Annotated in this window: 9 protein-coding genes; 7 read left to right on the top strand and 2 right to left on the bottom strand. The window is 72.5% G+C overall.

Annotated elements, in window-relative coordinates; translation table 11 throughout:
• Positions 1-7 precede the first annotated feature (7 nt).
• The 7 genes from CAP_RS19050 (at position 8) to CAP_RS19020 (ending at position 12,231) form a co-directional block, all read left to right on the top strand.
• A complete protein-coding gene (locus CAP_RS19050) occupies positions 8-2,470 on the top strand; it encodes a type VI secretion system Vgr family protein (protein ID WP_052375494.1) in 2,463 nt (820 codons plus the stop codon).
• Between the two features lie 55 nt (positions 2,471-2,525).
• Positions 2,526-5,285 carry a DUF2169 family type VI secretion system accessory protein gene (locus tag CAP_RS19045; protein ID WP_052375493.1) on the top strand — a complete coding sequence of 920 codons (2,760 nt, stop codon included), beginning with the start codon at positions 2,526-2,528 and terminating at the stop codon, positions 5,283-5,285.
• Positions 5,278-6,327: a pentapeptide repeat-containing protein gene (locus CAP_RS19040; protein WP_044242999.1), complete on the top strand. Its 1,050-nt coding sequence runs from the start codon at positions 5,278-5,280 to the stop codon at positions 6,325-6,327. The genes CAP_RS19045 and CAP_RS19040 overlap by 8 nt, the downstream gene beginning before the upstream one ends.
• A 70-nt stretch (positions 6,328-6,397) precedes the next feature.
• Positions 6,398-7,078, top strand: a complete 681-nt coding sequence (locus tag CAP_RS19035) for a DUF3540 domain-containing protein (RefSeq protein ID WP_052375492.1) — start codon at positions 6,398-6,400, stop codon at positions 7,076-7,078.
• 12 nt (positions 7,079-7,090) lie between these two features.
• Complete coding sequence (locus CAP_RS19030) at positions 7,091-7,492, top strand: DUF4150 domain-containing protein (RefSeq protein WP_044242997.1); 402 nt, start codon at positions 7,091-7,093, stop codon at positions 7,490-7,492.
• Between the two features lie 14 nt (positions 7,493-7,506).
• A complete protein-coding gene (locus CAP_RS19025; RefSeq protein WP_044242996.1) occupies positions 7,507-10,971 on the top strand; it encodes a DUF2169 family type VI secretion system accessory protein in 3,465 nt (1,154 codons plus the stop codon).
• A 381-nt stretch (positions 10,972-11,352) separates the two neighbouring features.
• The gene (locus CAP_RS19020) at positions 11,353-12,231 is read left to right on the top strand and encodes a vWA domain-containing protein (protein WP_044242994.1); all 879 of its coding nucleotides are present in this window, start codon (positions 11,353-11,355) and stop codon (positions 12,229-12,231) included.
• Between the two features lie 88 nt (positions 12,232-12,319).
• On the opposite strand, the gene CAP_RS19015 is transcribed toward CAP_RS19020, so the two are convergent.
• A complete protein-coding gene (locus CAP_RS19015; RefSeq protein ID WP_044242993.1) occupies positions 12,320-13,075 on the bottom strand; it encodes a DUF2314 domain-containing protein in 756 nt (251 codons plus the stop codon).
• 28 nt (positions 13,076-13,103) lie between these two features.
• A complete protein-coding gene (locus CAP_RS19010) occupies positions 13,104-13,772 on the bottom strand; it encodes a TetR/AcrR family transcriptional regulator (RefSeq protein WP_044242991.1) in 669 nt (222 codons plus the stop codon).
• Positions 13,773-13,841 lie beyond the last annotated feature (69 nt).

Here is a 13,841-nt window from a genome sequence, read left to right as displayed (position 1 = left end):
AGCAGCGATGGGGCTCGACGATTTCGTCTTCGCGTGCGAGGGAGTGAGCGGCACGGCCGGACCCTGGGACCACCTGCGGGTGGCCCGGTTCGACGGCGAGGAGGGCATGAACCGCCCGTTCCGCTACGAGGTGCTCCTCCTCGAACAGGCAGGCTCGCAGGAGGTCGATCCCGAGTCCCTGGTGGGCAAGCGCGCCACTTTGCGGATCGCGACCGGCTCCCAGCCCGCCTTCAAGGTGGTGCATGGCCTCATCACCGAGGCGGAGGACGCCGCCGAGGTCCCGGAGGGGAGCCTCTACCGGGTGGTCCTGGAGCCCCCGCTCGTCCGGGCCCGCCACCGCAAGCGCTCCCGGATCTTCCTCGACAAGACGCTCCGGCAGATCGTGGAGACCGTGCTCCGAGACGACACGCGGATGACGCTCGTCTCCGGCGCCATGCTCGACGCCCCCCTCGGCGGACCGACATACAAGCCCGCGCGCGAGCAGCTCACCTGGCGCATCGCCAAGGGCGCGCGCCTCGACAACCCGCGGAGCCGCCCTTACGTCGTCCAGTACAACGAGAGCGACCTCGATTTCGTCTCCCGCCTCCTTGAGGAAGAGGGCATCAGCTACCATCTCGAGCACGACGACGAGGTGAGCCTGCTCGTGCTGTCGGATGGGGACGCGGGAAGGCCCCGGGTCGCCGACGACGACGTGCTCGGCCCCGGCAAGGGCGGCCGTGAGCTGCGGCAGTTCCGGCTCGGCGGCCGGCTGCGCGCGAAGGCCGTGCGCCTCGGCGAGCATAGCTGGGAGAACCCGGCCCTCGTCGTGGACGCAGAGGCCAGGGAAGAGGGCGACAGCGACCTCGCCGAGCACGTGTTCCCCGGCAGCTTCCTGGACAGCGCGGAGCAGGGGCAGCCGCTCGCGCAGGTGAGGCTCGACCGGTTGCACTCCGAGGCGAGCTTCGCGGTGGGCGAGGGGAGCACGCGGGTGCTGTCGACGGGCATGATCTTCGCCGTCGAGCACCCCAAGGCCCGCTACGAGGGCGAGTACCTGGTGACCCGCCTGCGCACCACGGGCCACCAGGCGGGGGTGGCCACCGTCCAGATCGACGAAGGATCGGTCGAGCCGTTCCGCATGGAGGTCGAGTGTGCCTGCCGCGGACGTGGCGCCCAGGTGGCCGAGAGCCGGTTCCAGCCGGAGCGACGGACCCCGAAGCCGCGCATCGCTGGCGCCCAGACGGCGTTCGTGACCGCGGAGCCATCCACGAGCGGCGCCGAGGTCAACCTCGGGGGCGCCGCATCCATCTGCTCGGTGCGGCTCGCGTTCCACTGGGACACCGATCTCGCCCGGCGCGCCAAGGAGCCTTCGAGCATGTGGGTGCGCGTCAGCCAGCCCTTCGCCCGCGGAGGACAGGGGGGCCTCTTCCACCCGCGCGTTGGCGTCGAGGTCATCGTCGAGTTCGAGGAGGGCGATCCCGATCGGCCCGTGGTCACCGGTCGCGTGTACAACGGCAAGAACCGCCCCCCGCAGACGGCGCCCACCCACAGCTCCCTCTGGTCCCTCTCCACCCCGGGTGGAGGGGTACGGAACGAGATCTCTTTCGAGGACACGGCGGGCAGCGAGCGCATTTACACCAACGCCGGCAAGGACATGACCACGGTGGTGGGGAACAACCGCGCCGAGACTGTGGGCGCGTCCGCCTTGATGACGGTCGGTGGGAACAACGCCGAGCAGATCGGCGGAGACCAGACCATCACCATCGGCGCGAACGACACCCTCACCGTCGGCGGCAACCAGACGGAGATCATCGGCGCCAACCAGATCCGCATCGTCGGGGGCAACCGCACCATGGTCATCGGCGCCAACGAGACCCGCGCGACGGGCGCGAACCACGTCAACGTGGTGGGGGGCGCGCTCGACGAGGGCGTGGGCGCCGCCGTGACAGAAGACTACGGCGCCTCCCGGACGACCAGCATCGCGGCGAGCTGGACCGAGGACTACGGCGCGACGCGGACCCAGACCGTCGGTGCCCTCACCCTCCAGAGCTACGGAGGCAACCAGACCACCGCCGTGGCCGGGAGCCGCACCATCCAGGCAGGGGCCATGCTCGGGGTGCTCATCGGCGGCAACGCGCAGACCACCATCGGGGGCACGGAGACCATCGACGTGGGCGCCGCGACCATCCACGTGGCCGGAGGGCCCATCACCCACAAGGCGGCGAGCCTCGACATCAACGCCTGGGTCAAGATCCACCTCGTCGGCGTCAAGCTCAGCATGTTCGCGGTCAAGCTGGCCGCCACCGCCAAGAACTCGACGATAGGCGGGGTCACCGCCGCCGCGAAGGGCACGAGCATCACCTTCAACGGCCTCAAGATCGGAAAGCTCGGCCTGCGCAGCTCCTGCGCCGGCGCGGAGCTTGAGGAGGCCGGCGTGAAGATGCTCGCCGTGGGCGTGCTCCTCCATCCCTCGGGCATCCACATCTTTTCGTGATCTCGCACCTCGTGCCTCGCATCTCGCACCTCGCGCTCTCTCGTACGGACCTCCTGTGAAGACGATCAAGCCTCTCAAGCTCGGGGTCCTGACCAGGACCTTCGAGCTCGACCGCAAGCACTACTTCGTCCCCACGATCCTCGTCCTCTGCGACCTCGCCCCCCTGCGCCGTCTGCTCCCGGAGGCGGACCTCTGGCGGCTCGCCGCCGCGGAGCTGGGCAAGGAAGCCGTGGTCGACGAGTGCATGCCGAAGCAGCGCGGCGAGCTGCTGGTGCACGGCCACTGCTACACGGCGAACCGGACCCCGAGGACCGCCGCCGCAGTGCGCGTCAAGGTCGGCCCTCTGGACAAGTCCCTGTACGTCATCGGCGACCGCGTGTGGCGCCGTGACGGGGTGCCGGGCGAGCCTGCCCCCTTCACCGAGATGCCCGTCCGCTACACCCGGGCCTTCGGCGGCGAGGGCTACCCCTTGAACCCCATCGGCGTCGGCTTCGCGCCCGTGAAGGAGGACGGGCGCGAGGTGCACCGGATGCCCAACATCGAGCTCCCGAAGGCGCTCCTCCAGTCCACCTCCGACCGGCCCCTCCCGGGGGGCTTCGGGCCCTACGACCTCCTCTGGGCGCAGCGCTGGCCCAAGATGGGCACCTACGACCGGCAGTGGATGCGCGAGCAGCTCCCCGGCCTGGCGCGCGACATGGACCTCACCATGTGGAACGCCGCGCCCGAGGACCAGCAGCTCCCCTCGGGCTTCTTCGAGGGGAGCGAGGAGATCCTCGTCGAGAACATGCACCCCGACCACCCCCGCCTCGAAGGGCGCTTGCCGGGCATCGTCGGGCGCTGCTTCGTCACCCAGCGCACGGCCGAGGGGAACGCCTTCCAGGAGATCCCCATGCACCTCGACACGGTGCAGCTCTTCCCCCACGCCGCGCGCTGCGCCCTCTCGTTCCGAGGCCTCTGGCGGGTCGAAGAGGATGACGCCGACGACATCGTCCACCTCCTCGTCGCCTGCGATGCGCGCGACGGCGTGCGGCCCCTCGCGCACTACCGCGACGTCCTCGCGCGCCGGCTCGATCCGAAGGCGGGCGCCACCGAGGTCTTCCGGGACGGCGACCTGCTCCCGCCGGACACCGGCGCGGGGAGCGCGGGCGGCGGCGACATCGACGCCATGTTCGAGCTCACCCGCACGGAGAGCTTCCTCCAGAAGAACCTCGCCGAGGGCGCGCGCCGGGAGATGGAAAGAACCAGGGCTGCCATCGCCGCCGCCGGCGGGGACCCGGATACCGTCCCGAAGCCCGAGGCCATCCAGCCCGTCACCTCGCCCTCCTTCGACGACCTCCCCGACTTCGTGAGCCGCTCCGATCGGGACCTGCAGGAGGCGCAGCGCAAGCTCGACGCCGCGAACGACAAGGTCCTCGCCGACACCCGGCAGCGCTACGCGGCCGCCGGCATCGACTACGACGCCGAGGTCCGCAAGATGAAGCAGGAGGGCGCGGGCCCGCCGAAGCTCTCGGCGGATCGCGAGATGGAGCGCCTCCGCGACATCCAGACCCTCTGCCAGAACGCCAACGTCGCCGCCCCCGACCTCGACGCCACGCTCGCCGACCCGAAGACCGAGGCGCGCCTCCGGCAGGCGGAAGAGGAGGCCCGCAACGCCTACCGCGCTGGCGCCCACCTCGCGGAGTTTCGCCCGGAGCGCCTCACCGAGCCGGCGCGCTCGGAGCTGCGGCGGCGCGTCGCCGAGGCGCACGCCGCGGGCTTCAGCCTCGCCCGCCAGGACCTCTCCGGCGCCGACCTCTCGGGCATGGACCTCCGGGGCATCGACCTCACGGATGCCTTCCTGGAGAACGCGATCCTCGCCCGCGCCAATCTCGGCGTCGCCCGCATGGCGCGCGCCGTCCTCGCCGGGGCCGACCTCTCCGAGGCCGACTTCTCCGGCGCCGACCTCTCCGAGGCCAACCTCGGCGCAACCAACGCCCGCAACGCCAGGCTCGACGGCGCGACGCTCAGGGAGGCCACCCTCAGCAAGGCCGACCTCACTGGCGCCTCGCTGCACGGCATCTCCTTCGAGCTTGCCGACCTCTCCGACGTCGTCCTCGACGGCGCCACCCTCACCCGCACGAGCTTCGACAAGTGCATCCTCAAGGGCAACCAGCTCCGCGGCTGTGACCTGCGCGAGTCGACGTTCGTGCACGCCATCCTCGCCGAGGTCGACCTCCGCTCCGCGAACCTCGCCGGCGCCAGGATGGACCAGGCTGCGTTCCTCAAGTGCACCCTCGACGGCGCCTCGCTCCTCGGGGCCGACCTGCGCGGCATGCGCCTCGCCGAGCCCTGCTCCTTCATCGGGGCCGACCTGCGCGGCGCCCGCATCGAGGGCTCCACCCTCCGGGAGACCGACTTCACCCGCGCGGACTTCAGCGGCGCCACCCTGAGTTCTTCCGACCTCTCCAAGTGCGTCCTGCGCGAGGCCACCCTGTACCGCGTCGTCGCCAAGAACGCCCTGTTCACCCGCGCCGACTTCACCGGCGCGAGCCTCGTCGCCGCCAACCTGGAGGGCGCCATCCTGCTCAAGACGAAGCTCGCCCGGGCCGACTTCAAGGGGGCCAACCTGTTCCGCGCCGACCTCCTCCGCGCCGTGGGGGATGACAGGACGAGCTTCCTCGACGCCAACGTCAAGCAGGTGCGCGTCTCCCCCCGGGAGAGCGCCGGCCCTGGCCGCCTCGCCACCGTCGATCCGGTCGCGCAGCAGGCCGAGGCCAGCGCTGGCAAGAAGCCCCCGGCCGAGGCCGCGGCGGGCAAGAAGGAGAGCGGTGGATAAGCAAGAGATCGTGCACAGGATCAAGGGCGGAGAGGTCCTCTCGGAGGTGGACCTCTCCGGCCTCGACCTGTCCGGCGTCGACCTGTCCGGCGGCGTCTTCGACAAGGTCTCCTTTCACGGGGCCGACCTGCGGAGCAGCCTGCTCAAGGAGTGCGTCTTCAGCGCGTGCGACCTCTCCGGCGCGCGCATGGGCGAGGTGAACCTGCGGCACACCACGGTGAGCCGCTCGAACCTCCGGGGCACCACCCTCCAGCGCAGCTACATGGCCGTCGCCAAGTTCCATGAGTGCGACCTGTCAGGCGCCGCGTTCACGGGCTCGGACCTGGTGATCTCGGGCTTCGCCCACTGCGACCTCACCGGCGCCGACCTCGGCGAGACCAACCTCGACCGCGCCGGCATCGTCGAGTCCACGGTGACCGGCCTCCGCCTCGCCGGGGCGAACCTGAAGCAGACCACCTTCTACAAGCTCGGCCTCGAAGGCGCCGATTTCACCGGCGCCCGCTTCGACAACACCCTCTTCCTCGGCGCGAAGATGCGGGGCATGCGCTTCGCCGGGGTGGACCTCACCCTCTCCCAGTTCATCGAGGCCGACCTCGCCGGCGCCTCCTTCGAGCAGGCCATCGTGCGCCAGTGCAACTTCATGAAAGCGAACCTGGAGGGGGCCTGCCTGGATGGCGCCGAGGCGCAGCAGGCCATCTTCGTCAGCGCCCAGCTCGACCGGGCCAGCCTCCGCAAGGCGGCCCTGACGCGCGCGCTCTTCTCCGATGCCCGGATGCCCCTCGCCGATCTTTCCGGCGCGACCATCGGGGAGGCCATCTTTCACCGGGCTTTCTGCGAGGGCGCCAGCCTCGTGGAGTGCGATCTCACCTACGCCGATTTCTCGCATGCCGACGTCTCGGCCGCAGATTTCACGGGTGCCAAGGTCTTCCGGACGCGCTTCCACCGGGTGAAAGACAGGGATACCGTGTGGTGTAGCCGTCTCGCCGCGCTTGGAGACGAGGCCGACGTGGCCGAGTCGGAGGACTGGAACCCACCCTACTGAGCACCGCCTCTGCGCGGTCAGGGCACGAAGGGCAGCGACGCCTCTCGCATCGAAGGAGCCAGGAAAACGTATGCAGAACCTCGCACGCAAGCTGACCCCGGAGCCGGTGACGCTCGACGAAGGAACGATCGTCGCGGTGAAGGACGGCGCGTTCACGGTGCGCACCGGCGACTTCGACTGCACCGCGCGGCGGGCGCGGAGCTGCCTCGTGGCGCCGCAGGTGGGCGACGAGGTGCTCGTCTCCTTCGGGCGGGAAGGGCGGTGCTTCGTCCTCGCCGTGCTCGACAGCGCTCCGGAGGTCCAGCCTGGCGCGACGCCTGGCGCCACGCGCCCCACCACGATCGAGGTCGACGGCGATCTCGACGTGCGCGTCTCCTCGGGCAAGCTCGGGCTCCGCGCCGCCCGCGGGGTCAGCGTCACCTCCGGCGACGAACTCAACCTGGTGGGCAAGGCGCTCAGCGTCAGCGCCCTCGAAGGCACCGTCTTCGTCCAGCAGCTCGCCTACCTCGGGAGCCGCTTCAAGGCCGAGGTCGAGGCCATCAAGACCGTGGGTTCGGTGTGCGACGCCGTGTTCGAGCGCGTCTCGCAGCGGGTGAAGCGCTCGTTCCGTGCCGTCGAGGACCTCGACCAGCTCAAGGCTGGCAAGGTGGACTACGCCGCCGAGACCACCATGTCCCTGCGCGCCGAGCACGCGGTGGTGCACGCCGAGGAGCTCGTGAAGGTCGACGCGAAGCAGATCCAGCTCGGTTGAGGAGGGCGCACGATGTTCGCGAACACGCAGATGGGTGGGCTGAACCTGGGCTTTCCGGACGTGTGCCTCACCCCGGCCCCGCCGGCCCCGGCCCCCATCCCCATCCCGTACCCCAACCTGTCCATTGGCCCCATGGGCGTCCCCTTCGTGCCCATGGTCCTCTACGGAGGCACCCCCGCGCACAACCTCGCCACCATGATCCCCATCAGCATGGGTGACAACCCCGGCATCGCCACCGGCGTGGCCTCCGGGACGGTGATGGGGCCGACCCGCAGCATCACCGCCGCGTTCTCGGTGCTGGTGGGCGGCCTCCCGGCGACGCGCCTGACGAGCGTCAACATCCACAACAGCACCAATGCCCCGGGGATGCGCATCGTCCCCAGCCAGGTGCGCGTGCTCCTCCTCGCTCCCTGAGCCGAGCTTCCCGGATGGAGGTCCTCTCCGCCAGCCCTCTGCGGGTCGCGTCGATCCTCTGGCAGCCCATGCGGGGGGTGTACATCCTCACCGTCGTCTGCAAGGCGACGTACGCCCTGCTGCCCACTGCGTCGATCCTGGCGGACGTGCAGGATGACCCCAGCGAGGGTGACGACTACTGGGACGACGACGAGCGCCGCAGCCTGAGCTCCGCGAGCGATCTCGTCCCCTTCAAGCAGGGCGCCGACGTGCACCTCATTGGCTACGCCTACGCGCCTCCCGACCACCCCGGGGGCCCCGTGCTGACGCGCCTCGTGGTGGGCGACGGGCTCGTCGACAAATCGATCGAGGTGCACGGCGACCGCGCCTGGACGGCGGACGGCCGCCTCCTCGAAGAGTCACGCTTCTCCCGCGTCGCCCTGCGCTGGGAGCGCGCGGCGGGCGGCCCCGGGACGCCGAACCCGGTGGGCATCCCCGCGAACCTCGCCCCTGATCACCGCAACCTCCGCCAGGTGCCGAACCTGCAGCCCCCTGGCCTGCGCCTCCGCGCCCCGGGCGAGGTGATCCCGCCCGTGGGCTACGGACCCATCGCGCCCATCTGGCCCGAGCGCATCGCCAGGCTGCGCAAGCACGCGAGCACCTGGAACCACCGGAGCTGGAACGACGCGCCCTTGCCCGTCGACATCGACAAGTCGTTCTTCAACGCCGCGCCCTCGGACCAGCGGCTGGAGCAGATCCAGGGCGACGAGCAGCTCGTCCTCGAAGGCCTGCACCCCCACTTCCCCCGGCTCACCACCCGCCTGCGCCTGGTGACACCCCGGGCCCAGGTGGAGCGCAAAGGCGTGTCGGACAAGGACGTGCAGCTCCGGTGCGACACCCTCGCCATCGACACCAACCGCGGCGTGTGCTCGTTGACGTGGCGGGGCTGGGTTCCCCTCGCCAGCGCCGAGGAGCCAGGCCGCGTCGTGGTGACCTGCGTCATGGGCGCGTCTCCGCCCCTGGCAGCCGAGCCTCCGCGCAAGGATGACGACAGGGGAGAGGGAACGGTGGCGCTCAGCGCAGCCCGCAGCGCTGGTGCAGCCCTCGTCCCCGTGTTGCCCTTCGTGGAGAGCCTGACGGGGACGACCGCCTCGCCCGGCGCCGCGAGCGCGGGCCCGAAGCCGCAGGACAGCGCCCCGCCGCCGCGCATGTCGGGTCTGCCCTTCGTGGAGAGCCGGCCTCCAGCGCCCCTTCCTGCCGCAGAGAGCCGGCCTCCAGCGCCTCCTCCTGCTGCGAACCGGCCTGCGGCGCCTCCCCCCCCTGCTGCGAGCCGGCCTGCGGCGCCTCCTCCTGCCGCGGAGAGTCGACCTGCGGCGCCTCCCCCTCCTGCGGCGAGCCGGCCTGCCGCCCCCCCTCCATCACCGTCGAAGAATGCCCTGTTCTTCGACGATGACGAGGGCACCGTGCAGGTCACCCCTGCCAAGGCGCGCCGGGCGACGCTGGTGCTGAACGCCGACGGCAGCTCGGGAACCATCCACGTGCCGGCGCTTCCTTTCGTGGAGAGCCCGCTCGTGGAGAGCCCGCTCGTGGAGAGCCCGCCACCATCTGCGGAGAGCCGACCCGGCCCCGCCTCCGCCTCGCCCGTGGACGCCGGGGCGCTCGATGAGGACACTGACATCGAGGAGGATCTCCTCACCCTTGAGGACGACCCGGCGATCGTGCACGCGGCGCCCGAGAAGATGCGCAGGGCCACGCTCGTGCCCAGCGATGCCGAGCGCGCCGCGCCTCCGGCCCCTGCGCTGCCCTTCGCGGACAGCACGCCTCCGAGGGCCACCGAGCCTCCACCCCCTCCTGCTCCCTTCGAGGAGGACACCCGCACCGTCGACGACGAGCCCAGCACCATGGCGGCGACGCCTGAGAAGCTTCGCCGTGCCACCCTCCCGTTCGTGCAGATCGCTCTGGCGGCTGCCAGTCCCTCCGCGCTTGCAGATCCCCTGACCCAGACCCTGCGCGGCACCTCGCGTCTTCGCGACGCCACCTCCGCCCAGCCGTCGACTGTCGAAGCGCGCACGCCCGGGTCACCCGAGACGCAGCTCCCCGCGCTCGCCGCGCTGATGGCCGAGATGCGCGCGCCTGTGCTCACCCCATCGGCAGCCCAGGCACAGTCCCCCGGCCTGGCCCCCGCGCCCGCGCAGACGCAGTCCCCCGGCCTGGCCCCCGCGCCCGCGCCCGCGCAGACGCAGTCCCCAGGCCTGGCCCCACCCGCAGCACCACCGCAGTCCCCCGTCCTCTCGTCCTCCGCAGCGTCGCCCCAGGCGCGCGGCATGGTCCTCTCGGCAGCGCAGCCCCAGGGGCCCGGCCTGGGGCTCTCGCTGGCCCAGCCGCCGGCTCCCGAGCAGCCTCCCGCGGCGCCCCCTCCAGCGCAGCAGCCGCTCTCCGCCCAGCCCTCCTCCGACGCGGCCCAGCCTCCCGCCCTCGCGCCGCCGGCAACCCAGCCCGTGCAGGGACCTGCCCGCATGTCGCCAGTCGCGCAGGTCCCGAGGCCTTCGCAGCGGCCACCGTCCTTTGCCGCAACGCTCCCCGCGCCCCCGCCGCTGCCGGCCTCGGCGCCGGGTACCGCACCGGCACAGTCCCCCGCGCCCCATCCCGCGCTGCGTGCCCCCTCCTCGCCGTCCCAGCCGCATCCCGCGCTGCGCGCTCCATCCTCGCCGTCCCAGCCGCATCCCGCGCTGCGCGCTCCATCCTCGCCGCCCCAGCCGCATCCCGCGCTGCGCGCTCCATCCTCGCCGCCCCAGCCCGTCCTGCGGTCCCCCTCGTCTCCGCCCCAGCTCCAGCCCCCGCCCCACCACCCTCTTCCCGGGGAGATCTCCGCCCCGGGACGGCCCTCTCTCCCTGCAGAGACCCTCGCCCCGGCGCTTGCGCCTTTGCCCGCCGCGCCCCCGATGATCGGCCCCCTCGCGGCGTGGAAGGCCCCCGACGCCGACCGACCCACATCGGCTCCCCCGGCAGGGACGGCGCCTGCGACCTCTCTCTCGCCCTCGCCCTCGCCCGCGGTGCTGGACCTCGACCCGGCCGACGTCTCCATCGAGCGCTTTGCGGCCATCTCCGCCGAGATCGCGGAGCAGCGCGCTCCCCGCGCCGCGGTGCTCGATGCCCACGCGCTGACCGAGGGATCGTGGACCGCCATCGAGCGGCACTGGACGGGCGCCATCCGCGAAGCGGCAGGCCGCGGCGATCACGGACTCCAGGCCGAGAGCGACCGCGCCTACGTCACGGCCGTGGAGGGCTTCCGGGGCCCTATCACGGGTGACGAGCACGCGCGCATCGTGGCGAGCCTGGCCCAGGGCCAGACCAACCCCGTCCTCGACGCGCTGCGGATCCAGCGCCCCGCCTTGATGCCCATCCTCCGCTCGTGGACCAAGCGGGTCGCCGCGGACAGGAGCGCTGCCAGCGCCGCGACGGCCGCGCTCGCGGCCCTGGGCACCAAACCGACGCCCTGATCCCACGCCACGAGGCACCTCTCTGGCCCTCCATCCCGCGGCCAGCGCCGGGTCGCGGAACGCCACGCCCGGCACCGCGAGCCCACCGCGCGCCCGGCACCGCGAGCCCCTCGCGTGCCCGGTACCGCGAGCCCACCCCGCGCCAGGCATGACGAGCGGGCCGCAGTGCTGTCAACCAGCAGTCACAGCCCCCTCGTCCCGTGACCACCGGCGCTGCGCCCGTGCTCGGCGCGCCTGCGGCGGCCCGCTGCGACACGCCGCCGGATCCTGGCTGGTATGCGCCGTGCACATGGCGGTGGCAGGCGTTGACGGACGTCGACAGACGCCAACCCACGCCGAACACGCCGACACACGTCCTCACCACGCTGGAGGCTGCCCCCGATGATTCGCCTGTCCTCGCTCCTGCTCTGCGCCGCGTCCCTGCTCTCCCTGGCCTCGACCGGATGCGCCGCCCGCGCGCGCGCCTCTGCCCGCGCCCTGATCCCCGCCCCCGCGATCGGCGTGCAGGTGCAGGGCACCGGCAACGTGGGGGCCTGGGGCCAGGGGCAGGCGAGTGGCTATGGCTCTGGAACCGTCGGCCGCACGCCCGCGCCGCCGCCTCCCCCCGTGATCAACGTGGGGCCCCCGCCCGTCTTCTACGGCATCCCCCTCGCGGGCGCGCAGGACGTGGTCTTCGTCTTCGACCAGTCGGGGTCGATGGTCGACATGACCACCTCCGCACCGGTGACCAACCCCCTGGCAGGGCTCGCCCTGCTCGGGGCGCGCGCGGCGAGCTTCACCCTCCCCGCGTCGCCCACGGCCTTCCTGAGCGCGGCCCCCACGCTCTTCCAGGCCCAGGACTCGAAGCTCGAAGCGGCCAAGGCGGAGCTGATCAGCACCATCTCCCTCCTCCCGGACGGCACCCGCTTCAACATCGTCTCCTTCGACGACACCATGACGCACCTCTCGCCGGGGCTCACCACCATGAACGCCATCACCCGCGTCTCGACGCTCTCCTTCATCCACGGCCTCAAGCCGCGCGGCTCCACGGCGGCGGTCCCCGCGCTCCGGACGGCGTACGTCATGCAGCCCCGGCGCGTGGTCTTCCTCTCCGACGGCCTGGCCAACGTCGGCGGCGACCGTGACGCCCTGCTCGCCGAGGCCCGGAACGAGATGCGCTACGGCGTCCGCTTCGACACGGTGGGCGTGGGCCCCGATCAGGACCACGCCCTCATGCAGACCCTCGCCCGCGAGAGCGGCGGCATCAGCACCTCGCGCTGAGGGCGGGTGAATCGCGGCGTGCGGGGTCCCGACGCGCGTTGCTCGGCGGTGGGGCAGGGGGCGGAGGCACGACCCCCTGCCGTGTGCATCACACCGAGGCCCCGCGCCGCCGCACCACCTGCACGCCCCCGCATCCCCCGCACCGCGCCGAGAACATCTCCATCTCCGCGTCCGCGGGCGCGTCGGGGAACACCACCGGCAAGAGGTCCGACGGCGCGTCGAACAGCTCCCCGAGCCCGCACTTGTCGCACGGGGTGATCTCCCAGCTCCCGCGCTCGCGCAGGTACTTCTCCCGCACCTGCAGCGGCTGCGGCGCCCGCGCCGGCACCACGAACTGGATCTCGCTGCCTTGCTTCACCGTCTGGAGCTGGTGGGGCTGGTTCAGCACCTTCCCGGTGAACACCTCGCCGTCCATCCCGCTCACGCGCACCCAGACCAGCTCTGGCCGATGCTCCGTCATCCGCGGCCCCCCGTCGTGCACCACCACCTGCACGTCGTCCCGGTACTGCGGGTGCAGCCGCCCGGAGAGGGCAGGGTGGTGCCGCCACGCCCCGAAGCGCGTCCCCCGCCTGGGCTGCGGCCCGAAGAACTCCAGCCAGTCCGGCGTCTCCGGGAGCCCCAGCCGCTCCACGGCCGCGCCGTCGAGCTCCTCCCAGGGAATCCCCGGCATGGGCAGCCGCAGCGTCACCCCTGGCGCGCTCGCGTTGCCGACATGCTCCTCGGCCATGCCCTTGGCGCTCAGCCCGGCGCGCGCGTCCAGGTACGTGAAGCCCACGAACGTCAGGTCCGGCATCCGGACGCGGATCCAGGCACCGATGGGGAAGAGGGGCTCGTGTGCAGACATCGCGGACCTCCTGGGCCGTCACCCCCGCTCACCGGGAGGACCGGGGCCCGAGCGTCTCGCGCGGAGGCACCGGCAGCAAGAGCGCGCGCAGCGCCGCGATCTGTGCAGCCTCGTCGAACCTCTCCGGGTCCACCGCCGCCTGCAGCGCGCTCCCCAGCACCACGCTCAGCGCCACCCCTGCCAGCGCCTCGGCCCCGACCCCCCGGAACCGCGCCGGCTCTGCCCCGATCGCCGCCTCCGCGATGGGCACGAAGGTCGCCCGGTAGCGCGCCACGGCCGCCCGGGCCTCCTCCTGCAGCCCAGGGCGCCGCAGGCTGGCCACCCACACCTCCAGGAGCAGCGCCACCGACCTCCGCGTCCCGTCCTCGCCGAGCCCCCCGAGCCGCTCGCCCAGGAACCCCGCCAGCCGCTCGCGCGGCGGGAGACCGCGCTGGGAGGCGGGGGGCTCCACCACTGCCAGCAGCCCGTCGAGCACCCAGTCCACGAGCGCTCCCCGCAACCGCTCCACCGTCTCGAAGTGGAAGAACACCAGGCCGCTGGAGAGCCCCGCCGCCGCCCCCACCCGCTGGGCGGTCACCGCGCCGAGCCCGCCCTCGCGCGCGATCTCCAGCGCCGCGCGCAGGATCTGCTCCCGCCGCTGGGCCTCGGGGAGCCGCTGCCGCCCGGACACGCTCCCCGCCACCGCCGCCGCCCCCATGGTCTTTGCCGCTGCGCGCGAGGCTACCCGCGCCGGGGAGGCCGCCTGCGTGCCCCTCGTCGACCGCGC

The sequence above is a fragment of the Chondromyces apiculatus DSM 436 genome, from assembly GCF_000601485.1.
Classification (GTDB): Bacteria; Myxococcota_A; Polyangia; order Polyangiales; family Polyangiaceae; genus Chondromyces; species Chondromyces apiculatus.
This window is presented reverse-complemented; position numbering and strand designations above follow the sequence as displayed.